Origin of the sequence: Paraburkholderia humisilvae (genome assembly GCF_902859855.1) — a bacterium.
Classification (GTDB): domain Bacteria; phylum Pseudomonadota; class Gammaproteobacteria; order Burkholderiales; family Burkholderiaceae; genus Paraburkholderia; species Paraburkholderia humisilvae.
In genome coordinates this window covers 12,931-39,286 of record NZ_CADIKH010000018.1, presented here as the reverse complement: position 1 = coordinate 39,286, position 26,356 = coordinate 12,931, and the positions used below count along the sequence as shown (strand labels likewise).

Here is a 26,356-nt window from a genome sequence, read left to right as displayed (position 1 = left end):
GGCTTGTTTCAGGATCTCGCTAAAGTCGACGTGGCGGCTGCCGATAAACCAGAAGGGGAGGCAGTCCGCCACCCGCACGTTCAAAGGTGCTTTCGTTGGCGCACCCTTACAAGAACAAACGCGACGATCCATTCCACATGAAATTCTTCGACCGTTTCCGCGCGCCACCTAACGAGAAAAAGTACGCCGAGTTGTATATGTCCGCGCTGAAATCGTTAGGCGATACGCGCGCGTGGAAATACGAGGAGAACCGCAACCGGCTGGTATGCGGCGATGCGGGCGTGGTGAATCTGCATAACATGTATCGCGAGTTTATCGCGGTGAGCAAACCGGAGCGGGCCGATGCGCTCGCGCGTCAGGCGCGCGCGATGATGCAGCATTACATCCCGTCTGATCTGGCTGAGGCACGTCCGCGCCTGCGTCCGGTCATTCGCAGCGCGACCGAGCGTGCGGTGACCTTCCTGCAACTCGAAGATAGTCCGACGAGACAGGAAATTGCGTTTCGGCCGCTGTGCGACAACATCGAAATTGGCATCGCCTACGACAATGAATTCAGCATTGCGCGGCTCTCCGAATCGAAGCTCAGGGAATGGAACGTCACGTTCGATGAGGTGTACGACATCGCCATCGACAATCTGCGCATCGAGTCCAGCAAGCCGTTCCTGAGGCTGAAGAATGGTGTGCTCGCTTCGCAATATGGGGACCACTATGATGCGTCTCGCTTGCTGATCCCTGACCTGCTGTACAGACAGGGTATTTCAGGCGAGCCGGTGGTGATGGCGCCCAACAGGACGACGCTGCTGCTGACCGGCGACACGAATACCGCAGGCTTCGAAACCATGTTGCAGATCAGCGAGGAAGCGCTGGCCCAGCCTCGCCCACTGCCACCGCTGATGCTTCGCTGGGACGGTCGGCGCTGGCAACGGTTTATCCCGGATGGCTTGGCGTCAAAGCTGCATGAGCTTCGCGTTCGTGACCTGGCGGCGGACTATCAGGATCAATTGGCCTATCTGAACGAACGCCATCAGAAGAAGGGGATCGATATCTTCTCGGCGCAGTTCATGATGTTGAAGAAGCCGTCGGGAAACCTGACCAGCGCGTGCGCGTGGACGAAAGGCGTGCATTCGCTGATTCCGGAAACGGATATTGTTGCGCTCGTTCAGCTGGAACCGGCTCAGTCCGCTCTTGTGCCCTGGTCAGAGCTGGTTCGCGAATGCGGACATCTGATGCGGCGCACGGAGCATGTGCCGGTGCGTTATGAAGTGAGCGGATTCCCGGACGATGCGGTTTTTCAGTCGTTTTGCGAACGGTATCCGCGCAAGGAGCATGCGGATAGTTGAGCTTGCGGGGTTGGTGGGCCGGGTGGGATTCGAACCCACGGTGTCCTTTCGGAGGCGGATTATGAGTCCGCTGCCTGCAACCAGCACGGCGTCCGGCCCAAGAAGAAAAAGACCCGGTCGCAAGGCCGGGCCTGATCGCTGATTGGCCGACATACTACACGAAATCGGGGCTTCCGGGACCGCTTCGCGTACCACACGAAACAACCCTGAAGCCCCGCATGAAGTCGACGGCCTGACCGCTTCTACAGCGGCCAAGCGGCATGTTCGGATCAGTTTCCTTCGAGGAATGACTTCAGCTTGTCAGAACGGCTCGGGTGACGCAGCTTGCGCAGCGCCTTCGCTTCGATCTGGCGAATCCGCTCACGCGTGACGTCGAACTGCTTGCCCACTTCCTCAAGCGTGTGGTCGGTGCTCATCTCGATACCGAAACGCATGCGCAGCACCTTCGCTTCGCGCGGCGTCAACGAATCGAGCACGTCCTTCACGACGTCGCGCATGCTCGCATGCAGCGCGGCATCGGCCGGCGCGACCGTGTTCGTGTCTTCGATGAAGTCGCCCAGATGCGAATCGTCGTCGTCCCCGATCGGCGTTTCCATCGAGATCGGTTCCTTCGCGATCTTCATGATCTTGCGGATCTTGTCTTCCGGCATCTCCATCTTCTCGGCCAGCGTTGCCGGATCCGGCTCAAGGCCGGTTTCCTGCAGAATCTGACGTGAGATACGGTTCATCTTGTTGATCGTCTCGATCATGTGAACCGGAATACGGATCGTGCGCGCCTGGTCCGCGATCGAACGCGTGATCGCCTGGCGAATCCACCACGTCGCGTACGTCGAGAACTTGTAGCCGCGACGATATTCGAACTTGTCCACCGCCTTCATCAGGCCGATGTTGCCTTCCTGGATCAGGTCGAGGAACTGCAGACCGCGGTTCGTGTACTTCTTCGCAATCGAGATCACGAGACGCAGGTTCGCTTCGGTCATCTCGCGCTTGGCCTGACGCGCCTTCAGTTCGCCCGCCGCCATCTGGCGATTGGTTTCCTTCAGGTCCTTCAGCGGCAGCACCACGCGCGCCTGCAGGTCCAGCAAACGCTGCTGCTGTTCGCGAATGGCCGGAATGTTACGCGTGAGGATCGCGCTGTACGAATGACCCTCGGCGACGATCTTCTCGGCCCATTCGAGGTCCGTCTCATTGCCCGGGAAGCGGGCGATGAACTCCGCGCGCGGCATGCCGCACTTGTCGACCACCGTATGCAGAATCTGACGCTCGACCTGGCGCACCTCATCCACTTGCGCACGCAACGTGTCGCACAAACGCTCGACGGTCCGCGCGGTGAAGCGGATGGTCATCAGCTCGTTCTGGATGGTTTCCTGCGCCTTCAGGTACGACTTCGACTTGTAGCCTTCCTTCTCGAACGCGCGACGCATCTTGTCGAACCATTCGCTGATCAGCGCGAATTTCTCAAGCGACATGCGCTTGAGCGCCTCGAGCTGCGCGGCATTCGCCGTCGCCTGTGCGGCGCCGTCGTCGTCTTCTTCCTCTTCTTCTTCGTCCTCTTCGACTTCCTCGTCTTCGTTCTCGATCGCTTCCGCTTCCTGCTCCGAGAATCCGTCTGCGTCTTGCGCGTTTTCGTCGATCAGACCGTCGACCAGCTCGTCGATACGGATCTCTTCGTTCGCGACGCGCTCAGCCATAGCGAGGATGTCCGCGATCGTGGTCGGGCACGCGGAGATCGCCATCACCATATGCTTCAGGCCATCTTCGATCCGCTTCGCGATCTCGATTTCGCCTTCACGCGTCAGCAGTTCGACCGTACCCATCTCGCGCATGTACATACGCACCGGGTCGGTCGTGCGGCCGAATTCGGAATCGACCGTTGACAACGCAACTTCCGCTTCCTCTTCGACTTCGTCGTCCGACGACGCAGCGGGCGCATTGTCATTCAGCAGCAGCGTCTCGGCATCGGGCGCCTGCTCGTAAACGGCGACGCCCATGTCGTTGAACGTGCTGATGATGCCTTCGATCGCCTCGGTTTCCGCGAAGTTGTCCGGCAGATGGTCGTTGATTTCGGCGTACGTCAGGAAGCCGCGTTCCTTGCCGAGCTTGATCAGCGCGCGCAGCTTCGAGCGGCGTTCCTCAAGCTCTTCCGCGGTGCCCGGTTGCGTCGACGCGAACGCGTCCTTCAGCAGCGCTTTCTCCTTCGCGCGGCGGTCGCGTGCCTTCGCCTTTTCGCCTTTGCCCTGAGCGGGAGTGGCGGGTTCTTCGCTCTGGGTTGCGTCGTCATCGACGGATACTTCGTTCAGCTTTTTCGTCATGGAGTTCGCCGTACCGGCTGTAGTCTCGACTCGCGGCTGGTGGACAACAGCCGGTTGAACCGTGGATACTGGAGATTCGCGCACTACCGCATCGTCCTGCGCGGCAGCCGCGTCCCTTGCGCCTTCCTTTGCGCTACGGGCATTCGGCCGCTTCGTAACCGCTGCGACAGCTTTCGCCGCCTGCACCGGGGCCGCTCGCGCGGCGGAAACGGTCGAGGCCCGCTTCCGGGCCGGCGTGGCGCGCTCGGTAGACGTTTTTGTCGCGGAAGACGCGGACCTGGCCTGGGTGACCTTCGTGGTCGGCTGCTCTGAGCCTTTGCCTGTCGCTTTCTTTCCGCCTGTAGTCTTTACCATTGCAATCGCCTTTCGCCTTTGCCTGGAAAATAGAACCGCTGAAAACCTTTTATTATAGCACCTGCGTTTCAGCCCTTCCCTTGCACTTCCTGTTCACAGCCCGAGCTGGCGCTTCATGTCGGCGCACCTTTGACTCAAACCGTTGAATTCCGCCAGTTCTTCCGGCGTATGTCTGGATTGACGAGCCAACTGATCAAGGCGTTCACGGGACGCGTCGTAACGCATCTTGAGAATCGCCGCCTTCAGCTCCTCGCCGGCGAGGCGCTCATGCTCAAGTCGCTCTTCGGCGACACTTGCTTCCTCCGGGTTCTTCAGCAACAAATCCCGAACGTTTTCATCATAGTCCAGAATTTCGCGAAAGATTTCCTCGTAGGTTGGGGCGTTCGCGCCGTTGCGCAATAGATCGGACAGCAACTGAAATTCGGCTGTCTCACCCAACGCCCTGGCATGCGTCAGCACTTCCTCAAACAGTTCGCCATGGTGCGCAACAGCCAGCAACTCATGCTCCGCCTCATCGTCAAGCATCGCGACGATGCGTGGATGCATCACGAGGTTGCGCAGCGCCCGTTGCTCGATACCGGTTACGCGTCGCCGATCCTTGCGCGCAGGCGCCGCCCGCGCCGCGACCGCGATCCGCGCATCGACTTCGCAAAGCGCCGCGACTTCTTCGAACGGCACGTTCAGGCGATCCGCGAACAGATGCATGATCTGTGCGCGCAACGCGTTGGCCGGCAACGCCTGCAACAGCGGTTTCGCATCGAAGAGCGCACGTGCGCGGCCTTCCGGTTGATCCAGTTCCTTGCCGGCCAGCACTTCATTCAGCAGGAACTGCGAGAGTGGCATCGCCCGCTCAACCTGCCCGGCAAACGCGTCAGTACCGAACTCGCGCACATAGCTGTCCGGGTCATGCTCGGTCGGCAGGAACAGAAACCGGATCGTCCGGTTGTCCGCCGCATGCGGCAAGCACGCATCCAGTGCGCGACGCGCCGCGCGGCGGCCCGCCGCATCGCCATCGAAGCTGAAAATCACCGTGTCGGTCTGGCGCAGCAATTTCTGCACATGAATCGCCGTGCAGGCAGTGCCGAGCGTCGCAACCGCGTTCTGAAACCCCAATTGGGCCAGCGCGACGACGTCCATGTACCCTTCCACCACCAGCACGTACTTTTGTTCCCTGATCGCAAGCCGCGCCTCGAACAGCCCGTATAGCTCGCTTCCTTTGCTAAATAAGGGTGTTTCAGGCGAATTCAAATACTTCGGCTCGCCGCCATCCAGTACGCGTCCACCAAAGGCAATGACCTGCCCTTTCACGTTCCGGATCGGGAACATGACCCGCTCACGAAACCGGTCGTAGCGACGATTCTGACCCTGCGCATCGGACTTTTCACTAACGATCACAAGCCCGGCTTCGACCAGTGCGTCGTCCCGATAATTGGGAAATGCGACCTCGAGGTTCTGCCAGCCATCCGGGGCATAACCCAGCCCGAAGCGAGCGGCAATTTCGCCGGTCAAGCCGCGCTTTTTCAGGTACTGAATCGCATTCGGTGCGCCACGCAACTGCTTGCGGTAAAAATCACAAGCGATTTGCATCACCTCCGACAGCGCGGTCGTGACCGCCTTCGATGCCGCCGGCGCATACCCTTCACCGCCGCTGCCCGGTGCGCCCCCGCCACGCATCGCCGAAGGCTCGTGCGGCACCGTCAGGCCCACCGATTGCGCCAGTTCGTTGACCGCCTCCGGGAAGGTCAATCCCGCATGCTCGATCAGAAAACCGATCGCCGTACCGTGCGCGCCACAGCCGAAGCAATGATAGAACTGCTTAGTCGGACTAACGGTAAACGAAGGGCTCTTCTCGTTGTGAAACGGGCAAAGTCCCATGAAGTTCGCGCCGCCCTTTTTTAACTGCACGTACCGCCCGACCACGTCGACAATATCGATGCGGTTTAGCAGATCCTGCAGGAAAGAGTGCGGAATCACGATATCAGCGTTGCCTTCAAATGGACCGGATACGTCGGCCGTGCGTTCTGACCGTTATAGGACGCGCGGACGAAATCGGAAACGGACAAAAGCGGACCCAGGCAACGACATGAGAGTAAACGTCAGTCAAACGACGTCATTCCCGCGCCACTCCTGTCCGCGGGAAACCCCTATTTCGCCAGCGCCGCCTTGACCTTGGCCGACACCGCCGTCATGTCGGCCCGGCCGGCGAGTTTCGGCTTGAGCACGCCCATCACCTTGCCCATCTCCTGCGGGCCGGCGGCGCCCGTCTGCGCGATGGCCGCCTGCACTTCGGCGTCGATTTCGGCTTCGGACAGTTGCGCGGGCATATACGCGGACAGCACCTCGAGCTCAGCGTTTTCCTTCGCGACGAGATCGGCGCGCCCCGCGGCTTCAAACTGGCTGATCGAGTCTTTACGCTGCTTGATCATTTTGTCGACGACCGCCGTCACGCTGGCGTCATCGAGTTCGATGCGTTCGTCGACTTCACGCTGCTTGATTGCCGCAAGCAGTAGCCGTATCGTGCCGAGGCGCTCCGTTTCGCGCGCGCGCATCGCGGCTTTCATGTCGTCGTTGATCCGAACCTTAAGACTCATCGTTCACCTGCCGTACGTTGATAAGGTGTTGTCGGGAATTGATCAGCCATCAGCCGACCGCTGTATACAACACAAAAACCCGCTTGAAGCGGGTTTCTCAAGCGGGTTCGCGCGAATGACAGCCGGCCACTTGGGTTTGGACCATACTGCCCTGGCTCGAAGCGCTTTTCGCGTCGCCTACTGAAAACGCCTGATTGAACGCTGTGATCAGTAGAACTTTTTCGGCAGCATCTGGCTACGTAGACGCTTGAAGTGCCGCTTGACGGCCGCCGCTTTCTTGCGCTTGCGCTCGGACGTCGGCTTTTCGTAAAACTCGCGCGCGCGAAGCTCGGTCAACAGGCCGTTCTTCTCAATCGTGCGCTTGAACCGGCGCATGGCGACTTCAAAGGGCTCGTTTTCTTTTACGCGAATGGTCGTCATCTTTCAATAACGGTTTTTGGCAAAGGGATCGAAGTATAGCAGACGTTCTGCACAAAAGCACGAACGAGTCAAGCCCCACGGACGAAATCAGCCGCAGCCTGCCCCGCCGCCACGCCGGATGCCCACGCCCACTGGAAGTTGTAGCCGCCGAGCCAGCCGGTCACGTCGACCGCCTCGCCGATGAAATACAGGCCCGGCACCCGCGCGCTCATCATGGTCGACGACGACAGCTCGCGCGTATCGACGCCACCGCGCGTCACTTCAGCCTTCCGATAGCCCTCGGTGCCGTTCGGCACGAGCGTCCAGCGCGACAGCGCGTCGCCGATCTTGCGCAGCGTCTTGTCCGGCAGATCGGCAAGGCGCGCGTCCGGTGGCACGCCATGCGTGTCGAGCCAGACGTGCGCGAGCCGCGCCGGCACCCAGTCGCCAAGCAGGTTCGCGATGTGGCGCTTGCTGCCCGCCTTCGCTTCGAGCAGCGCGGACGCGGCGTCGCGTTCGGCAAGCAGATTGACGTGAACCGGCTCGCCCGGCTGCCAGTAGCTCGAAATCTGCAACACAGCCGGCCCCGACAATCCGCGATGGGTCAGCAGCAGATCTTCGACGAACTGACCACCGGATTGCTTCGCGCCGGTCGCGAGATGCACCTCGAGGGACACGCCCGAGAGCGCCGAAAACGGCGCCCAGTCGGCCGCCGCGAAGGTCAGCGGAACCAGCGCCGGACGCGTGTCGATCAGCTTGTGCCCGAACTGCTTCGCGAGCCGATACGCAAAATCCGTTGCGCCGATCTTCGGAATCGACAGTCCGCCGGTCGCGACGACCAGCGCGCGGGCGACGATCCCGCCCGATTGCGTGCCCAGTGTGAAACCGCCGTCCGGCGCCTGGCTCACCGCGTCGACGACGACCGGCCGGCGCCATGCGACCTGGCCCGCATCGCATTCGCGTGTCAGCACGTCGATCACCGCGTCGCTCGACTGGTCGCAGAAGAGCTGCCCTTTGTGCTTCTCGTGCCACGTGACGCGATGGCGCTTAAGCAGTGCGATGAAGTCGCGCGGCGTATAGCGTGCGAGTGCCGACCGGCAAAAATGGGGGTTCGCCGACAGGTAGTTGGCAGGCCCCGCATAGAGATTCGTGAAGTTGCAACGGCCGCCGCCCGAAATGCGGATTTTCTCCGCGAGCCTGGGGGCATGATCGATCAACGCGACGCGCCGCCCGAGCTGACCGGCCACCGACGCGCACATCATGCCGGCCGCGCCCGCGCCGATTACCGCGATATCGAAAGATTCCATGGCGCGCATTGTAACTGTCGTAACAGCCGTAACCGCGGCAACGGCCCGGGCCGGCGGGCGGTGTAACGCACTGCTATACTGGTAAGTTCAGTTTTTACTGGCATTTTCTTCAGTGCGCGACGCGTGCAAACCCCGCTGCGCTTCGCCCACCCACCCTCCGACCCATGCTCGTTCTCGGCATAGAAAGCTCCTGCGACGAAACCGGCCTCGCGCTCTACGACACGGAACGCGGCCTGCTTGCGCACGCGCTGCATTCGCAGATCGCGATGCATCGCGAGTACGGCGGCGTCGTCCCGGAGCTGGCATCGCGCGATCACATCCGTCGGGCGTTGCCATTGCTCGAGCAGGTGCTCGAGCGCTCGGGCGCCGCGCACGCCGACATCGACGCCATTGCGTACACCCAAGGACCTGGGCTTGCCGGCGCACTGCTCGTCGGCGCGAGCATTGCGAACGGCCTCGCGATGGCGTGGGGCAAGCCGACGATTGGCATCCATCATCTGGAAGGGCATCTGTTATCGCCGCTGCTGGTCGATGCGCCACCGCCGTTTCCGTTCGTCGCGCTGCTCGTGTCGGGCGGTCACACCCAGCTGATGCGCGTGACCGACGTCGGCGTCTATGAAACCCTCGGCGAAACGCTCGACGATGCCGCCGGCGAAGCGTTCGACAAAACCGCCAAACTGCTCGGCCTTGGCTATCCGGGCGGTCCGGAAGTCTCGCGGCTCGCGGAATTCGGCACGCCGGGCGCCGTCGTGCTGCCGCGTCCGATGCTGCATTCGGGCGACCTGGACTTCAGCTTCAGCGGTCTCAAAACAGCCGTGCTCACGCAGATGAAAAAGCTCGGCACGAATGTCTGCGAGCAGAGCAAAGCGGACCTGGCGCGCGCCTTCGTCGATGCGGCCGTCGACGTGCTCGCCGCGAAATCGCTGGCCGCGCTTAAGCGTACGAAATTGAAGCGGCTGGTGGTGGCGGGCGGGGTCGGCGCGAACCGGCAGTTGCGCGAGGCGCTGTCGGAAGCCGCGAAAAAACGCGGCTTCGACGTGCACTATCCGGACCTGTCGCTATGCACCGACAACGGCGCGATGATCGCGCTCGCCGGCGCATTACGGCTGCAACGCTGGCCCGCGCAGGCCGATACCGATTATGCATTCACCGTCAAACCCCGCTGGGATCTCGCGTCGCTCGCGCGCTGAAGCGCCACGTCACACAACCCTCACCGCACAAACACAAACGGCCGCATCGAAGCGGCCGTTTGCACATCTACGCGAAAGTCTGGCGATCGCGCCTAACGTTGCATCAACAGCTATTGCGCTGCGCGCTTGTCGTTCTCTATCACCGCATACGCGCTGTGATTGTGAATCGACTCGAAGTTTTCCGCTTCGAGTACATACGCGACGATCCGCTCGTCCGCATTCAGCCGCTGCGCGACGTCACGCACAAGATCTTCGACAAACTTCGGGTTCTCATACGCGCGCTCCGTGACAAACTTTTCGTCCGGTCGCTTCAGCAGCCCCCACAACTCGCACGATGCCTCTTCCTCGGCAATGCGGATCAGGTCCTCAATCGCGATATCGCCGGCCAGCTCCGCGTGGATCGTCACATGCGAGCGCTGGTTGTGCGCGCCGTACTGCGAGATCTTTTTCGAGCACGGACACAGGCTCGTGACCGGCACCAGAACCTTCAAAAACACACGCGTCACGCCGTCGCACAGCTCGCCCGCCAGCACCACTTCGTAGTCGAGCAGGCTCTGTACGCCTGACACGGGCGCGGTCTTGTTGACGAAATAGGGAAACGACACTTCGATGCGTCCTGCGCGCGCTTCAAGCTTCTCGAGCATCGCGGCCAGCATGGTGCGCAGCGTGCCGGCGTCCAGCGGCCCGGCCTGCTCTTCGAGCAACGCGACGAAACGGGACATATGGGTGCCCTTCTGTTCCGCCGGCAGATGAACATCGAGGTTCCACGTGCCGATGGTCGGCTGTATTGCGCCGTCTTGCGTGCGAACCGTCAATGGATAACGCACCGCCTTGACGCCCACCCGCTGAATCGGAATCTGCCGGGTATCGGCCGTGCTTTGCACGTCGGGCATCACAAAAGCGGGGTTCATCTGGTTCATCTTGTTTGTCCTCACGGGCACGCGCGAACGCGTGCGTGCAAATGGCGACCTGCAAAAGGCAACCGCCGGCCTCGGCCGGCGGTTCCGGATGGGCTCTACGGCCCATCGACTCAATTTGGACAATGCCGCCAAACAGGGACGGCGAATACGCCGTCAGGCGACGCGCTTCACCGACTTCCCGGCCGACGCCGCGCTGACCTGATCGATGAACCGTTCGCGGATCGACTTCGCGATGCCAGCGCCATCGAGACCACATTCGGCGAGCAGCTTGGCCGGGTCCCCATGATCGATAAAGTGATCGGGGAGTCCCAATTGTAGTACGGGCTTGATAACCCCACTTGCCAGCAGGGCTTCGACGCAGGCGGAACCCGCGCCGCCCATCACAGAGCCTTCTTCGATCGTGACGAGCGCATCGTGCGTTTCCGCCAGCTTGCGGATCAGATCCGCATCGACCGGCTTCACAAAGCGCATGTTGGCGACGGTCGCATCGAGTTGCTCGGCGGCGGCAAGCGCCGGCGCGACCATTGTGCCGAACGCGAGAATCGCGATGCGCTTGCCCGCAGGCTGCGACGTTTCACGGCGAATCTCGCCCTTGCCGAGCGGCAGCGCGGCCATCTGTTTGACGGTTGCGACCCCCGTGCCCGCGCCGCGCGGATAACGCACCGCAGTCGGGTTCGGCTGCTGGAGCGCGGTGTACAGCATCTGCCGGCATTCGTTTTCGTCGGAAGCGGCCATCACTGTCATGTTCGGAATGCAGCGCAGGAACGCGAGGTCATACGCGCCCGCGTGTGTCGCGCCGTCCGCGCCGACCAGACCCGCGCGGTCGATCGCGAACACGACCGGCAGGTTCTGCAGGGCGACGTCGTGGATCAGCTGGTCATAGGCGCGCTGCAGGAACGTCGAGTAGATCGCTACGACCGGCTTCATGCCTTCGGCCGCCAGACCGCCTGCGAAGGTCACCGCGTGCTGTTCGGCGATGCCGACGTCGTAGTAACGGTCCGGATAGCGCTTTTCGAATTCGACGAGACCCGAACCTTCGCGCATCGCGGGCGTGATACCGACCACGCGTGCATCGAGTTCGGCGGCATCGCACAGCCACTCGCCGAACACTTGCGTGTACGTCTTCTTGCTGGGCGCCGTCGACGGCTTGATGCCCTCGGCCGGGTTGAACTTGCCGGGTCCGTGGTACAGCACCGGGTCAGCCTCGGCGAGCTTGTAACCCTGACCTTTCTTCGTCACCACGTGCAGGAACTGCGGACCGCGCAATTCCTTGATGTTCTGCAGCGTCGGGATCAGCGAATCGAGATCGTGGCCGTCGATCGGGCCGATGTAGTTGAATCCGAACTCCTCGAACAGCGTCGCGGGGATGATCATCCCCTTCGCGTGTTCTTCGAGCTTGCGCGCGAGATCGAGCATCGGCGGCGCCACGCGCAGCACGCGTTCGACACCTGCGCGCGCGGCGGCGTAGAAGCGCCCTGACATCAGCCGCGCGAGGTGGCGGTTCAGCGCGCCGACCGGCGGCGAGATCGACATGTCGTTGTCGTTCAGGATCACGAGCAGCGGTACGTCGTCGGCGACGCCGGCATTGTTCATCGCTTCGAACGCCATGCCGGCCGTCATCGCGCCGTCGCCGATCACGGCGATCGCGAAACGGTCTTCATGTTGCAGCTTGCTTGCGATCGCCATGCCAAGCGCGGCGGAGATCGAGGTGCTCGAATGCGCGGTGCCGAACGTGTCGTACTCCGACTCCGAGCGGCGCGGAAAGCCCGAGATGCCGCCCAGCTGACGCAGCGTGTGCATCTGCTCGCGACGGCCGGTCAAAATCTTGTGCGGATAGGTCTGATGGCCGACGTCCCAGACGATGCGGTCGCGCGGCGTGTCGAATACGTAGTGCAGTGCAATCGTCAGTTCGACGGTACCGAGGTTGGACGACAGATGCCCGCCGGTCTGCGACACGCTGTCGAGCACGAAGGCACGCAGCTCGTCGGCGAGCGGTTGCAACTGGCGGCGATCGAGGCGGCGCAGGGTGGCCGGGTCGTCAATGGTTTTCAGCAAGTCGTACATCGTCGTTCCATTGTAGGAAAACTTACGCGCCCGCACTTCATTCGCGCTTACCCCTTCTGGTCCCTGGCGTGGCGGCGGGCTTTCGCGTTGATTCTTCGCTTCTTCAGCTGACCCGGTTCACCACCAGGTCCGCAAGCTCGGCGAGACGCTGTGCGCGCGCGCCGAAGGGCGCGAGCGCCGCGTGTGCGTCGCTGCGCAGTTGCGCCGCGAGCGCGCGCGATGCGTCGAGCCCGATAATCGATACATAGGTCGGTTTGCCGTCCTTCGCGTCCTTGCCCGCGGTCTTGCCGAGCGTGGCCGAATCGGAAGTCGCGTCGAGGATGTCGTCGACCACCTGGAAGGCGAGGCCGACGGCCGCCGCGTACGCATCCAGCGCACTCAGCGTGTTCGCATCCGGCGTCTCGCCAGCCAGCGCGCCCATGCGCACCGACGCGCGCAACAACGCGCCGGTTTTCATCCGGTGCATCGTCTCGAGCTGGTCGCGCGTGAGCTGCTGGCCCACGCTTGCAAGGTCGATCGCCTGCCCGCCGGCCATGCCGATCGAGCCGATCGCGAGCGCCAGCTCACGCGTGAGCGCCGCTTGCTGGATGGGAGCAAGCGCGGCGCCTTCGGTCAGCGCGACGAACGCCTGCGACTGCAGCGCGTCGCCGACGAGCAGCGCCATCGCTTCATCGTATTTGACGTGCACCGTCGGCTTGCCGCGGCGCAAAGCATCGTCGTCCATGCATGGCATGTCGTCATGCACGAGCGAATACACATGGACCATTTCGAGTGCGGCCGCGGCGGCCTCGAGGGACTCGGTCCGCGCGGCGGTCAACTCCCCTGCGGCATGGCACAGCAATGGACGGACCCGCTTGCCGCCACCCAGCACCGCGTAGCGCATCGCGTCATGCAGGCGCGCCGGGGCGGTCGATGTGGGCGGCAAGTAGCGCTCGAGGGCCTGTTCGACGCGCTCGAGCACCGTGCGCATCCATTGTTCAAAAATCATAGATCGTCTTCTCCGCTGTCAGCGGCGGTTGTGGGGAGCGGTTTCAGCGTCTCGCCATCGAGCACGCGAACCTGCTGTTCAACTTTTTCTAACTGCTGCTGGCAGAACGCCACGAGGGCGGCACCGCGCCGGTACGCGGCAAGCGACTCCTCAAGACTCAGACTACCGCCCTCCATCCGCCCGACGAGCCCTTCGAGCTCCGCCAGCGCCGCCTCGTACGTTTCAGGCAGTGGCGCGCCGGCGGCTTCCTCGGGGGACGTATCAGCGTTCTGGGTCGATGCGGTCTTCGCCATGAATCCGTCGCAAAATTAAAACAAGTCGGACATTCTACGGCAAAAGCGACATTTCCGAGCCCACGACCGGCTCCCAGCCCGTTGCGCAATGGGCACACCGAATGCGAAAAACAGCGCTAGCGCGCGTCACGTCCCTCAAAAAACTCTAGCGCCGATGGCGCAAAAACGCGAACTTCCGAGACAATTTTGACCCAAATCAGATACTTAACGGTCCCCAAGGAGGGGGAAACAGGTATAATCGCGGGCTCCCTAAATCGAATCTTCGATGGTTGGGTTGTTCACTGCTTTCACGTCTTCATCGGGAGTGGGAATGTCCAATCTGAGCAATGCATTGCAGCTGAGGTCCATTCATAGTCAGCTGCCAGTCACGGCTTACTTTGACGAAGCGCTTCTGACGCGCGAAATCGACACCCTTTTCAGGAAAGGTCCTCGTTATATCGGGCACGAATTGATGGTGCCCGAAGCGGGAAACTATTTTGCCCTGCCGAGCGAAAGCGAGGGGCGGGTGCTCGTCCGTAACCAGCAGTCGCACATCGAACTGCTATCGAATGTATGCCGGCACCGTCAGGCCATCATGCTGAACGGCCGCGGCAGTGCGGAGAATATCGTCTGTCCGTTGCATCGCTGGACCTACGATCTGAACGGCGAGCTGCTCGGTGCGCCGCATTTTGCGGACAACCCCTGTCTGAACCTCGGCGCCACGCCGCTGCAGAACTGGCATGGGCTGCTGTTCGAGTCGCAGGGCCGCAATGTCGCGAAGGATCTTGCACGCCTCGGCACCGAGGGCCACTTCGACTTTACGGACTACATGTTCGATCACGTCGAAGTCCACGAGTGCAACTACAACTGGAAGACCTTTATCGAGGTCTATCTGGAGGACTATCACGTCGTGCCGTTCCATCCGGGCCTCGGCAGCTTCGTGAACTGCGACGATCTCAAGTGGGAATTCGGCGACTGGTACAGCGTGCAAACGGTCGGCGTCCATAACGGCCTCGCGCGCGCGGGCAGCCCAACGTACGCGAAATGGCATGACGAAGTCCTGCGTTTCCGCGACGGCAAGCCGCCTGAGTTCGGCGCGATCTGGATGGTGTACTACCCCGGCATCATGATCGAGTGGTATCCGCATGTGCTTGTCGTGTCATGGCTGATTCCACGTGGTCCCCAGAAGACCACCAACGTCGTCGAGTTCTATTACCCTGAGGAAATTGCGTTGTTCGAACGGGACTTCATCGAGGCCGAGCGTGCCGCCTACATGGAAACCGCCCGCGAGGACGACGAGATCGCCGAGCGGATGGACGCCGGTCGCCGCGCGCTGATGCAGCGCGGCGAATCTCAGGTGGGTCCTTATCAGAGTCCGATGGAAGACGGCATGCAGCACTTCCACGAGTTCCTGCGCCGCGAACTGGGCGCAATCTGAACGCGGCACGGGCGCGACGCGTCGTTGCGTGACACGATGGAAAGACGGGTGACAAGCTTCCGGCTTGCACCCGTCTTTTTTGTTTAGACTAGGAACATCGTCCGGCAACGCCCGGCCTCGTTTGCTTCAGGAGCCGTCATGTCCCAGAACGCCACACCTCACACGCACTACACGACGCTGATCTCCGCTGCGAACCTCGCCGAACGCCTCGCATCGGCACCAGGTAGCGTTTTCGTCGTGGATTGCCGTTTCGATCTGATCGATACCGACGCGGGCGCCAAGGCATACGCAGCCGGCCACTTGCCGCAAGCGCATTATCTACATCTCGATCGCGATCTGTCGGGAACGAAAACCGGCGCCAACGGGCGTCATCCGCTGCCCGATCGTCAACAACTGGTCGATCGACTGGCCGCACTCGGGTTGAAGCAAGGCCAGCAGGTGGTGGCCTATGACGCGCACGGCGGCATGTATGCGGCACGTCTGTGGTGGCTGTTGCGCTGGCTAGGACACGATTCGGTCGCGCTGGTCGACGGCGGCCTGCAAGCGTGGGAGGTGGCCGGTCATCCGCTGACGCAAGAGGCGCCCAAAGCCGCGCGCGGCGACTTCAAGGCCGGCAAGCCGATGGCGGTAACCGTCGACGTGCAGGCGGTCGTGCAGAACCTGAACACCCACGAGCGCACGTTGCTCGATGCGCGCGCCGCGGATCGCTACCGCGGCGAGAACGAAACGCTCGACCGCGTCGGCGGCCACATTCCAGGCGCGCTGAATCGCTTCTTCAAGGACAACCTCACCGCCGACGGTCGCTTCAAGTCCGCGCATACGTTGCGTGAGGAATTCGGCGCCGTGATGCCTGGCATCGCCGCCGATCGTGTCGTGCTGCAATGCGGTTCCGGTGTAACCGCATGTCATAACGCGCTGGCGATGGAGATTGCCGGTTTGCACGGCGCCGCGTTGTACCCTGGCTCATGGAGCGAGTGGAGCGCGGACCCGGCACGGCCGGTCGCGACCGGCGCGAAGCCGTAAGTCATTTGCGGGCGACGGCGACGGCAAGCGGCCCTTGCGCCGCCGACCGCGATCCATCGTTCCCGCTTAGACGCCGTGCTGCTTGAACCACGCAAGCGTGCGGCGCCAGCCGTCTTCCGCGTCGGCCTTCCGGTAGCTCGGCCGATAGTCGGCAAAAAACGCATGCCCCGCATCGTCATAGACGATGAACTGTGAACCGCGCGCCTGCTGCGGCCCCTGCGCGATCAGCGTTTTCATCTGGTCGAGCGTGTCTTGCGGAATGCTTTGATCCTGCCGGCCGTAGAGTCCCAGCATCGGCACCTTCAGCTCGCTGACGTGATCGATCGGATTGGACGGCTGCAGCGTCGTCGGTGTCCCGACAACGCGCCCATAGAACGCAACCCCCGCCTTCAGACGCGGATTGTGCTCCGCATAAAGCCACGCAATCCGCCCGCCCCAGCAAAAGCCGGTGACGCCGACACGGTTCAGATCGCCGCCATGGTCGCCCGCCCATGCGAAGGTCGCATCGAGATCTTCCAGCACCTGCTCGTCCGGCACCTTGCTGACCAGCTGCTCGTTCAACTGCTGCATGCTCGTATAAGCGGACGCGTCGCCCTGCCGCACATACAGGTCAGGCGCGATCGCCAGATAACCTGCCTTCGCGAAGCGCCGGCATACGTCGGCGATATGCTCGTGCACGCCAAAAATTTCATGCACGACGATGATCACCGGCAGATGCGTCTTGCCCTTCGGCTGCGCGCGATAGGCCGGCACCAGCGTGTCGCCCGAATGGATACCGACTTCGCCTGCATCGAGCCCTTCGCTGTCGGTGTGGATGGTTTGCGCGGAGACCGGCAGCACGGAAGCCGCGAAGCCGGTGCCGATCGCGGCCTTGATGAATGTTCGGCGATTGAAAGGGACGTGTGGAATGAGACTGTCGATTTCAGGCTTCAGCATGCTGCGCTCCTCGATAAGCGGCAAGGTTGAACGGCCGATGATGAACAGCGGTGAATGGCGGACGGCCAGAAAGGCAACAGGATACGCCTGCCGCGCGCGCTGTTGCACAAGCAACCAATGCGTCGAAAGTCGAGCTGCGAGGTGCGCCGCGGTGCCGGCCGGCAGCCGGCCATGTCGGTCAGTGCAGCTTCACACGAGGCGAAGTCGTGCGACGCAGCCAATGGGCGAAGGTATCGAGCACCATCCGCGGATAGCCGTGTAATGCGGCGTTATGCAGCCGATATAACGACATGTACATGAAGCGCGCGAGCAGCCCTTCGATCAGCATATTGCCGCCGACCAGTCCACCCATCAGATTGCCGACCGCGCTAAAGCGGCCGAGCGAAACCAGCGAGCCGAGATCGCGATAGGTGAATTCGGGCAGCGGGCGGCCCGCGAGCCGGTCCGCGATTGCCTTTAGCAGGAAGCTCGCCTGCTGGTGCGCGGCTTGCGCGCGCGGCGGCACATTGCGCTCGTTGCCCGGCCACGGGCATGCGGCGCAGTCGCCGAGCGCGAAAATGCTGTCGTCGGTTTCAGTTTGCAGCGTGCGGCGCACCACCAGTTGGCCGAGGCGATTGACCGGCAGACCTTCGAGTTCACCGAGCACGGCAGGCGCCTTGATGCCCGCCGCCCAGACCGTCAGGTCGGCGCGCACGCTTTTGCCGCTCGCCGTGCGCACGACGCCCGGCGCGACTTCGGCCACGGTTTCGCCGACCATCACCTGCACGCCGAGCTTGTGCAGCAAGTCGGTGGTCGCCGTCGACACACGCTCCTGAAGCGCAGGCAGTATGCGTGGGCCGGCTTCGATCAGCACGATGCCGATGTCGTGGCGCGGATCGAGTTTGTGCAGCCCGTAAGCGGACAGCACATGCGCGGTGTTGCGCAGTTCGGCGGACAATTCGACGCCGGTCGCACCGCCGCCGACAATCACTACCTGAACGCGTGGCCCGGCGGCCGGCACGGCGCCCGCGCCCTGCTCTGCTGGCTCGGCCGGCTCGCTCGGCAGATACGCCGCCTGTGATCCAGCGTTCTGGTCACTGCGCTGGTCAGTGCGATATTCGGCACGCACGCACGCCGCAATCAGCCGCTTGCGAAAGCGCTCTGCCTGAGGGACCGTATCGAGCGCAATCGAATTCTCGGGTGCGCCTGGTACGCCGAAAAAATGCGTCGTACTGCCAATCGCGATCACCAGTGTGTCGTACTCAAGCTCGCGTTGCGGCAACAATTCGGCGCCTTCATCATCTGTCACGGGGCTGAGCGTGAGACGTCTTGCCGAACGGTCAAGCTTCCTGAATTCTCCTTGCTGGAAGTCGAAGCCATGCCAGCGCGCCTGCGCCGCATACGGCAGCTCTTGCATGAACGGATCGAAGCTGCCCGCCGCGACTTCATGCAGTAGCGGTTTCCAGACATGAGTCGGATAACGATCGACCAGTGTGACATGGACACCCGCGCCGCCGGCGTTCTTACTCCGGCCGTAGCGGTCACCCAGACGCGTGGCAAGCTCCAGCCCGCCCGCTCCCCCACCCACGACGACAATACGATGCATCGAGACTCTCCGGTTTCTGATCCATGAATTTGAACGTCGCAGGCGCAGCCGCGGGCCTTGTGGCCATGTCCGATCGGAACGTCGCGAACGGCGCAGCGTGCTGCGCCCGAAGAGGCCGGGGCCAACGCCCGTTCAGGGCGCCTTCAGTGCGCTTCTTCCCAGTTCGCGCCGGCGCCGACCTCCGCAACGAGCGGCACCTTCAGCGACGCGACGCCGCACATCAGTTCCGGCAAGCGCACGCGAACCTCGGACAGTTCCTCGTCGGGCACTTCGAGTATCAGTTCGTCGTGTACCTGCATGATCATTCGCGTGCCGATGCCCGATTCGTCGAGCCACTGCTGCACGGCGATCATCGATAGCTTGATCAGATCGGCCGCGGTGCCCTGCATCGGCGCATTGATCGCCGCGCGCTCGGCGGCCTGCCGGCGCGGCCCATTGCCGCCGTTGATCTCGGGCAGCCACAGCCGGCGCCCGAACACTGTTTCGACGTAGCCCTTCTGTTTCGCGCTTGCGCGCGTATCGTCCATATAGCGCGCGACACCCGGATAACGCGCGAAGTAGCGGTCGATATAGAGCTTCGCCGCATCGCGCGTGATGCCGAGGTTCGATGCGAGACCAAACGAGCTCATCCCGTAGATCAGGCCGAAGTTGATCACTTTCGCGATGCGGCGCTGATCGGCGGAAACTTCGATCGGCGTCACGCCGAAGACTTCGGACGCGGTCGCGCGATGGATGTCTTCACCTTGCGCGAACGAATGCAGCAACGACTCGTCGCCGGAGATGTGCGCCATGATCCGCAATTCGATTTGCGAGTAATCGGCTGATACAAGCTTGTGCCCCGGCGGTGCGATAAACGCTTCGCGGATGCGCCGCCCTTCGCCGGTGCGCACGGGAATGTTCTGCAGGTTCGGATCGTTCGATGCGAGCCGACCCGTTACCGCAACGGCCTGTGCGTAGTTCGTATGGACCCGGCCGGTACGCGCATTGACCATACGCGGCAGCTTGTCGGTATACGTCGACTTCAGCTTGGACAGGCCACGATGCTCGAGCAGCAGCTTTGGTAGCGGGTAGTCTTCGGCGAGCTTTTGCAGCACTTCTTCGTCGGTGGACGGCGCACCGCTCGGCGTCTTCTTGATGACCGGCAATTGCAGCTGCTCGAAGAAAATCTGCCCGATCTGTTTCGGCGAGCCCATGTTGAATTCGCCGCCCGCCAGCTCGTACGCCTGCTTTTCAAGCTCGATCAGGCGCACTGCGATCTCGTTGCTTTGCTTCTGCAGCTTCGCCGCGTCGATCAGCACGCCGTTGCGCTCCATCTTGCGCAGCACGCGCGCGGTCGGCATTTCGATGCTGCGGTAGACGAACTCGAGGCCGTCTTCCGCCTTCACCTGCGGATACAGCGCGTGATGCAGCTGTAATGTGATGTCTGCATCTTCGGCCGCATATTCGGCGGCCTGCGTGAGCGCCACTTCGTCGAAGCCGATTTGCTGCGCGCCCTTGCCCGCGACGTCTTCGTATTTGATCGTCTTCAGGCCGAGATGACGCAGCGCGAGGCTGTCCATGTCGTGCGAGCGATGCGACTCGAGCACGTACGACTGGAGCAGCGTGTCATGCTCGACGCCGTCCATCGCGATTCCGTAGTTTGCCAACACCTGTTCATCGTACTTCAGATGCTGGCCGACCTTTTTCCGATCCGCGCTTTCGAGCCACGGCTTGAGCTTCGCGAGCACCTGATCGCGTGGCAGCTGGACCGGCGCATCAGGGCCGCGATGCGCGACCGGAATATAGGCCGCGTGCCCCGGCTCGACCGATATCGACAGGCCGACCAGTTCCGCGGTCATCGGATCCAGCGACGTCGTTTCGGTATCGAACGCGGTAAGCTCCGCCGCGTTGATCTTCGCGAGCCACTCGTCGAACTTCTCCCACGTCTGCACGGTGTCGTAGTGGCGCACACCATTGATGACCGGCGCGGGCGTCTCGCCGGCACCCGGCCCTTCGACCACTTCGGCCACCTCCACTTCGCGCAGCCACGTCTTGAAACCGTGCCGGGTAAACAGGTCGCGCAGTTCGTCTCGCGCTTCTTCGCGCGACACGAGCGACGCTTCGATCGACACCACGTGCCCGCTCAGATCGCATGCGGTATCGACGGTCACGAGCTTGCGCGCCATCGGGAGAAAGTCGAGCGCACGGCGCAGATTGTCTCCTACCGCACCTTTGATCTCGCCCGCATGTGCGACGATGCCATCAAGCGTTTCGAACTGCGTGAGCCATTTGACGGCCGTCTTCGGGCCGCATTTCTCGACGCCGGGCACGTTGTCGACGGTATCGCCGATCAACGACAGATAATCGACGATCCGCTCGGGCAGCACGCCGAACTTGGCGAGCACGCCGTCGCGATCGAGCGTCTCGTTCGTCATCGTATTGATGAGGGTGACATGGTCAGTCACGAGCTGCGCGAGGTCTTTGTCGCCGGTGGAGACGATCACGTTCATGCCGCGCTGCCCGGCTTGCGTGGCCAGCGTGCCGATGACATCGTCGGCCTCGACGCCTTCGATCATCAGCAGCGGCCAGCCGAGCGCGCGCACCGCGACGTGAATCGGCTCGATCTGCCGGCTCAGGTCCTCCGGCATCGACGGGCGGTTCGCCTTGTACTGCGGATACCAGTCGTCGCGAAACGTCTTACCCTTCGCATCGAACACGCACGCGCTATACTCTGCGGAGACTTCTTTGCGCATACGGCGCAGCATATTGATGATGCCGTACAGCGCGCCCGTCGGCGCTCCGTCCGGGCCGCGCAAATCTGGCATCGCATGATAGGCCCGGTACAGATAACTCGAACCGTCGACCAATAGCAGGGTCTTACCTTCCAGTGCTGCTCCCGGCCCAGACTTTCCAACGGCTACCGGTTTGGCTTGCAGGTCGGTGTTCAGCCCAGCTTCCAGATCATGTTCTTCAGGCATTATGACTAAGAGAAAAGTGATTCCGAGTCTGCGTTCACTCGCAGATCAAGAGCGCGCAACAGCCAAGAAGGCGCGCGCGTCGTGGCAGATGTTCACGATTATGGCAGAGTTTATCGAGGCGACCGAGTACCTGTCGGAGATCCGGCCGGCGGTCAGCATCTACGGTTCGGCCCGCCTGAAACCGAACTCGCCCTACTACAAACTCGCGATGCAAATCGCCCGCAAACTATCCGACGCAGGCTTCGCGGTGATCTCTGGCGGCGGCCCCGGCATCATGGAAGCAGCCAATAAAGGCGCGCATGCGGGCAAGGCGCCGTCAGTGGGTCTGAATATCGAATTGCCGCACGAGCAATCGGGCAACCAGTGGCAGGACATCTCGCTGCGCTTCCGGCATTTCTTCACGCGCAAAGTGACTTTCGTGAAGAATTCGGACGCGGTGATCGTAATGCCCGGCGGCTTCGGCACGCTCGACGAACTGGCCGAAGTGCTCACGCTCATCCAGACCAAGAAGTCGCGTCACGTGCCGATCATCCTGGTCGGCGGCGAGTTCTGGAAGGGGCTGCTCGGCTGGTTCCATGAAGCGCTCGTGCCGATGGGCCTGATCAATCCGGAAGACATGAACCTGATGCAGGTGATCGACGATCCGGACCAGGTGCTCGAAGCGGTGCTGGCATTCTACGAAGAACGCGAAGAACTCGAAGCGCACCCGGCGAAATCGGACGAAGACCGGATGTTCTATCTGTAACGCGGCATGTGTTATTGAGCATCCTTACGGGTGGGCTGCGGTGTCAATTGCGGTGTCGACTGCGCTTCGAGCCAGCGGCAAAACTGCGTGACAAGGGGCGCGTCCGCCACCTCGCGCCGCGCCACCCACCAATAGCCGCGCAAATCGATGCGCGGCCCTTCCAGCGGCATCACGAGACGCCCGGACGCGAGTTCGTCATCGAGTAGCGGCAGCGGGCCGAGCGCCACGCCGAGGCCATCGACCGCGGCCTGCAGCGCCAGATAGAAATGGTCGAACGACTGCTTCTTGCGGCACTTCGCCTTCACGCCCGCCGCGCTCAGCCATTGACGCCATGCATCCGGCCGCGTATCGGAATGCAACAGCACGTGACGGGCGAGATCGTCGGCGACACGAATCGGCAAACGCTGCAGCAGCGCCGGACTGCAAACCGGCACTTCGCTTTCATCGAGAAAGTGGCCGCTCACGCAGTTCGGCCAATGCGCGGGGCCGCGCCGCACCGCGACGTCGAATCCGTCGATCGATTCGACCGGCGCATTGGAGGTTGCGAGCCGCAGTTCGACGTTCGGCGCGATGCGCTGGAACTGGCTCAGACGTGGCAACAGCCATTTCATTGCGAACGTCGGCAGTGCATTGACACGCAGCACATGCACGACGCCCGTGTCGCGCAACTGTTCAGTCGCCGATGCGATGTTGTCGAAGGCCGCCTGTACCTGCGCGAGATAACGACGGCCGCTGTCGGTGAGCCGGACACGCTTGCCGATGCGATCGAACACCTGCATGCCGACCCATGCCTCGAACGCCGCGACCTGGCGGCTGATCGCACCGTGCGTCACATGCAGCTCGTCAGCGGCGGCGCTGAAACTGTTGTGGCGTGCGGCGGCTTCGAACGCCCGCAGCGCGGGAAAAGGTGGCAGTTTGCGAGTCATCAGCCGATTATGCTTGTGAGCTGAAGTCACAAGCAAGCCTCGCAAAAATCGTTTTGCAGCGCTCGCGAACAGCGCTACGCTCCGTAGCCTGTACTGGATGGCGACAGCAAAATGAATCAACACTCCTCTTCTTCTGCGCCGGGGTCGCCGGAAACGTCCGTTGCGCCAGCCTCGATGTCGGCGTCGTCGGCCGACGCATCGCGCGATGCGGCCGCAGCAGGCCCCGTGCCGACCGTCATCGAGATCTTCAAAGGATTCCTCGGCTTGGGCCTCACATCGTTCGGCGGCGCGCTGCCGCTCGCGCGGCGCACCGTCGTCGAACAGCACCGCTGGCTCAACGCCGCCGAGTTCACCGATCTGCTCGGGCTGTGCCAGTTCCTGCCGGGCGGCAACGTGATCAACCTGTCGGTGGCGATCGGCATGCGCTTTCGTGGATGGCGCGGCGCGCTGGCGGGCCTGCTCGGGCTGATCGCCGGGCCGTCGCTGATCGTGATCGCGCTCGGCGTGCTGTATGAGCACACGCAGAACGATCCGCACGTGAAGCATCTGTTCGCGGGCCTCGCGGCCGCCGCGTCGGGCCTGCTGATCGCGATGGCGGCAAAGATCCTGATGCCGCTGCGGCGCAACCCGGTGGCGGCGTGCATTGCGGCGCTCGGCTTCGTCGCGATTGCGGTGCTGCGCTTTCCGTTGCTGCCGACGATGCTGGTGCTGACGCCGCTTAGCATCGCGCTCGCGGCGCACGCGGCGAGGTCCGCGACCGGAAGAGGAACACCGCAATGATCGCCACGCTCGTCGCGCTTGCGCTGATTTTCAGCCAGCTATCGCTGCTCGCGTTCGGGGGCGGCAATACGATTCTGCCGGAGATGCAGCGGCAGGTCGTCGACGTGCATCACTGGATGCCGGCCAGTGAATTCAGCGCGCTCTTCGCGCTCGCTCAGGCAGCGCCGGGGCCGAACATGATGGTCGTCACGCTGGTCGGCTGGCATGTGGCCGGCTGGGCCGGCGTGCTCGTGACGTCGATCGCGAAGTTCGGGCCGTCGTCGCTCGTCACAGCGCTTGCGCTGCATGCGTGGGAGCGTTTCAAGGACCGGCCGTGGCGCAGCATCGCGCAGAAGGGGCTCGTGCCGGTGACCGCAGGGCTGGTTGCGGCGAGTGCGCTGCTGATAGCACGTGCTTCCAATACGAGTTGGCTTGCGTGGAATATCACCGGGGTGTGCGCGGCGCTTGCGTTCACGACGCGGATTCATCCATTGTGGCTACTGGCCGCGGGAAGTGTGATCGGGTTGGTTGGGCTGAGTCTCTTTTAGATTCTTCGCGCCGGCTAAGCGAACCAACGGAATCGCACAATTCTTGACAGTTCAATACGCCCACGCTCTGATCACCGCTGTTATCCCAGGCAGCAGCCTACGCTCGCTAGCATCGCGGCTTCAACCGCTGCCTGGGCAATCGTCGCGCTATTGAAACGCCACCTCCGCAAAACTCCTCAGCTTCCGGCTATGCAGCCGATGCAATCCATCGGCCCGCAGCAGTTCCATCGCCGCGACACCGATCTGCAAATGCTGATCGACCTGCGCGCGATAAAACTGATCCGCCATGCCCGGCAGCTTCAGTTCGCCATGCAATGGCTTATCCGACACGCACAACAACGTCCCGTACGGCACCCGAAACCGGAAACCGTTCGCGGCGATCGTCGCGCTTTCCATATCGAGCGCAATCGCGCGGCTTTGCGACAGCCGCTGCACCGGCTCGCGATGATCGCGCAATTCCCAGTTGCGGTTATCGACACTCGCCACCGTTCCGGTGCGCATCACACGCTTCAACTCCGCGCCTTCGAGCTGCGTCACCTGCGCGACCGCACGCTCGAGCGCGACCTGCACTTCGGCGAGCGCAGGAATGGGCACCCATAGCGGCAGATCATCATCAAGTACGTGATCTTCGCGCACATAGCCGTGCGCCAGCACGTAGTCGCCAAGACGCTGCGTATTGCGCAGCCCCGCGCAGTGGCCAAGCATGATCCATGCATGCGGACGCAGCACCGCGATATGGTCGGTGATGGTCTTCGCGTTCGACGGCCCGACGCCGATATTGACCATCGTGATGCCGCCGCCGTCCGCGCGCTTCAGGTGATACGCCGGCATCTGCGGCAGCCGCGGCGGCGGCGTGCCTTCGGCTTCCTGCTCGCCGAGATTCGCGTTGTACGTGATCACGTCGCCTGGCTCGACGAACGACGTGTACTCGCTGCGATACGCACGCAGTTCCTCGTCGTCGGTATGCGTCATCATCGTGCGGCCGAGCTTCACGAACTCATCGATGTAGAACTGATAGTTCGTGTACAGCACATAGTTCTGGAAATGCGTCGGCGCCGTCGCGGTGTAGTGCTTCAGCCGATGCAGCGAGAAATCGACGCGTGCCGCGGTAAACAGCGCAAGCGGATGCGGTTCGCCGGGCATCGGTTCATACGTACCATTGACGATGCGGTCGTCGAGCAGCGCGAGATCCGGCGTATCGAACACGTCGCGCATCATGAACAGACGGTCGCGGTCGAGATCGCCTTCGAGATGAATACCCTCGGCGAACGCGAAATGAATGGGAATCGCCTGGTCCGATACGCCCACTTCGATCGCCACGTGATGGTTCTTCGCCAGCAGCCTCAACTGTTCGCGATAGTAATTGCCGAACAGATCGGGCCGTGTCACCGTGGTTTCGAACACACCCGGACCCGCGACGAAGCCGTATGAACGGCGCGAATCGATCTGCGTGTTGACTTCGGTTCGTACGCGCACAAACGGATAGCAGGCGCGCACGCGGCGCTCGAATGCTTCGTTGCGCCGATAGCGCGCAAACGCGTCGCGCAGAAATGACGTGTTCGCTTCATAGATCGCGGAAAGACGCGTGACAGCCGCAGTGGCATCTTCGAACGCCTCGGTCTTGTACGCGCTGGCCGGTGTCTGTACCAGGCGCTGATTGGTCTCATAGTTCATGTTCACGTGCCTCGGTTGATGGAATCAC

Annotated in this window: 21 protein-coding genes and 1 tRNA gene; 7 read left to right on the top strand and 15 right to left on the bottom strand. The window is 62.5% G+C overall.

The features are described 5' to 3' along the window. The first annotated feature begins 137 nt into the window (after positions 1-137). Positions 138-1,340: a DUF1444 domain-containing protein gene (locus tag HV796_RS19895; protein WP_175228217.1), complete on the top strand. Its 1,203-nt coding sequence runs from the start codon at positions 138-140 to the stop codon at positions 1,338-1,340. Between the two features lie 11 nt (positions 1,341-1,351). Here the strand turns inward: HV796_RS19895 and HV796_RS19890 are convergent. The 6 genes from HV796_RS19890 to HV796_RS19865 form a co-directional block, all read right to left on the bottom strand. Further along, positions 1,352-1,439 (bottom strand) — tRNA-Ile (locus HV796_RS19890). A gap of 170 nt (positions 1,440-1,609) precedes the next feature. Further along, the gene (gene rpoD, locus HV796_RS19885; RefSeq protein ID WP_175228216.1) at positions 1,610-4,006 is read right to left on the bottom strand and encodes an RNA polymerase sigma factor RpoD; all 2,397 of its coding nucleotides are present in this window, start codon (positions 4,004-4,006) and stop codon (positions 1,610-1,612) included. A gap of 93 nt (positions 4,007-4,099) precedes the next feature. Then, positions 4,100-5,980 carry a DNA primase gene (gene dnaG / locus HV796_RS19880; protein WP_175228215.1) on the bottom strand — a complete coding sequence of 627 codons (1,881 nt, stop codon included), beginning with the start codon at positions 5,978-5,980 and terminating at the stop codon, positions 4,100-4,102. Between the two features lie 170 nt (positions 5,981-6,150). Continuing rightward, positions 6,151-6,597, bottom strand: coding sequence for a GatB/YqeY domain-containing protein (locus HV796_RS19875; RefSeq protein WP_175228214.1), 447 nt, complete (start codon positions 6,595-6,597; stop codon positions 6,151-6,153). Positions 6,598-6,804: 207 nt separating this feature from the next. Next, on the bottom strand, positions 6,805-7,017 hold the full coding sequence (rpsU, locus tag HV796_RS19870; RefSeq protein WP_075159061.1) for a 30S ribosomal protein S21: 213 nt from the start codon (positions 7,015-7,017) through the stop codon (positions 6,805-6,807). Positions 7,018-7,085: 68 nt separating this feature from the next. Beyond that, entirely contained in the window at positions 7,086-8,303 is a 1,218-nt protein-coding gene (locus tag HV796_RS19865; protein WP_175228213.1) for a BaiN/RdsA family NAD(P)/FAD-dependent oxidoreductase, read from the bottom strand. Between the two features lie 164 nt (positions 8,304-8,467). On the opposite strand from HV796_RS19865, the gene tsaD reads away from it, so the two are divergent. After that, entirely contained in the window at positions 8,468-9,493 is a 1,026-nt protein-coding gene (gene tsaD / locus HV796_RS19860; RefSeq protein WP_175228212.1) for a tRNA (adenosine(37)-N6)-threonylcarbamoyltransferase complex transferase subunit TsaD, read from the top strand. 110 nt (positions 9,494-9,603) lie between these two features. Here the strand turns inward: tsaD and folE2 are convergent, their stop codons facing one another. From folE2 to HV796_RS19840, 4 genes are all read right to left on the bottom strand, one after another. Then, on the bottom strand, positions 9,604-10,413 hold the full coding sequence (gene folE2, locus HV796_RS19855) for a GTP cyclohydrolase FolE2 (protein ID WP_175228211.1): 810 nt from the start codon (positions 10,411-10,413) through the stop codon (positions 9,604-9,606). Positions 10,414-10,566: 153 nt separating this feature from the next. After that, positions 10,567-12,477 (bottom strand): 1-deoxy-D-xylulose-5-phosphate synthase, encoded by a 1,911-nt coding sequence (gene dxs, locus HV796_RS19850; protein ID WP_175228210.1) that lies wholly within the window; start codon positions 12,475-12,477, stop codon positions 10,567-10,569. 103 nt (positions 12,478-12,580) lie between these two features. Beyond that, a complete protein-coding gene (locus HV796_RS19845; RefSeq protein ID WP_175228209.1) occupies positions 12,581-13,465 on the bottom strand; it encodes a polyprenyl synthetase family protein in 885 nt (294 codons plus the stop codon). Continuing rightward, a complete protein-coding gene (locus tag HV796_RS19840) occupies positions 13,462-13,758 on the bottom strand; it encodes an exodeoxyribonuclease VII small subunit (RefSeq protein WP_175228208.1) in 297 nt (98 codons plus the stop codon). Before HV796_RS19840 ends, HV796_RS19845 begins: the two co-directional genes overlap by 4 nt. A 310-nt stretch (positions 13,759-14,068) precedes the next feature. Between HV796_RS19840 and HV796_RS19835 the strand changes: the two genes are divergently transcribed. Continuing rightward, positions 14,069-15,175, top strand: a complete 1,107-nt coding sequence (locus HV796_RS19835) for an aromatic ring-hydroxylating oxygenase subunit alpha (protein ID WP_175228207.1) — start codon at positions 14,069-14,071, stop codon at positions 15,173-15,175. 138 nt (positions 15,176-15,313) lie between these two features. Next, entirely contained in the window at positions 15,314-16,198 is an 885-nt protein-coding gene (locus tag HV796_RS19830) for a sulfurtransferase (RefSeq protein WP_175228206.1), read from the top strand. Between the two features lie 66 nt (positions 16,199-16,264). Here the strand turns inward: HV796_RS19830 and HV796_RS19825 are convergent, their stop codons facing one another. From HV796_RS19825 to polA, 3 genes are all read right to left on the bottom strand, one after another. Beyond that, a complete protein-coding gene (locus HV796_RS19825; protein WP_175228205.1) occupies positions 16,265-17,134 on the bottom strand; it encodes a dienelactone hydrolase family protein in 870 nt (289 codons plus the stop codon). Between the two features lie 178 nt (positions 17,135-17,312). Continuing rightward, positions 17,313-18,719, bottom strand: a complete 1,407-nt coding sequence (locus HV796_RS19820; protein ID WP_175228204.1) for an NAD(P)/FAD-dependent oxidoreductase — start codon at positions 18,717-18,719, stop codon at positions 17,313-17,315. A gap of 143 nt (positions 18,720-18,862) precedes the next feature. After that, on the bottom strand, positions 18,863-21,523 hold the full coding sequence (polA, locus tag HV796_RS19815) for a DNA polymerase I (protein ID WP_343052945.1): 2,661 nt from the start codon (positions 21,521-21,523) through the stop codon (positions 18,863-18,865). Between the two features lie 154 nt (positions 21,524-21,677). Between polA and HV796_RS19810 the strand changes: the two genes are divergently transcribed. Further along, the gene (locus HV796_RS19810; protein WP_175228202.1) at positions 21,678-22,421 is read left to right on the top strand and encodes an LOG family protein; all 744 of its coding nucleotides are present in this window, start codon (positions 21,678-21,680) and stop codon (positions 22,419-22,421) included. 11 nt (positions 22,422-22,432) lie between these two features. Here the strand turns inward: HV796_RS19810 and HV796_RS19805 are convergent, their stop codons facing one another. Continuing rightward, entirely contained in the window at positions 22,433-23,347 is a 915-nt protein-coding gene (locus tag HV796_RS19805; RefSeq protein WP_175228201.1) for a transcriptional regulator GcvA, read from the bottom strand. Positions 23,348-23,521: 174 nt separating this feature from the next. On the opposite strand from HV796_RS19805, the gene HV796_RS19800 reads away from it, so the two are divergent. Both HV796_RS19800 and HV796_RS19795 read left to right on the top strand, forming a co-directional pair. After that, entirely contained in the window at positions 23,522-24,127 is a 606-nt protein-coding gene (locus tag HV796_RS19800) for a chromate transporter (RefSeq protein WP_217477949.1), read from the top strand. After that, positions 24,124-24,654, top strand: coding sequence for a chromate transporter (locus HV796_RS19795; RefSeq protein ID WP_175228199.1), 531 nt, complete (start codon positions 24,124-24,126; stop codon positions 24,652-24,654). Before HV796_RS19800 ends, HV796_RS19795 begins: the two co-directional genes overlap by 4 nt. A gap of 147 nt (positions 24,655-24,801) precedes the next feature. On the opposite strand, the gene HV796_RS19790 is transcribed toward HV796_RS19795, so the two are convergent. Further along, entirely contained in the window at positions 24,802-26,328 is a 1,527-nt protein-coding gene (locus tag HV796_RS19790; RefSeq protein ID WP_175228198.1) for an AMP nucleosidase, read from the bottom strand. Positions 26,329-26,356 lie beyond the last annotated feature (28 nt).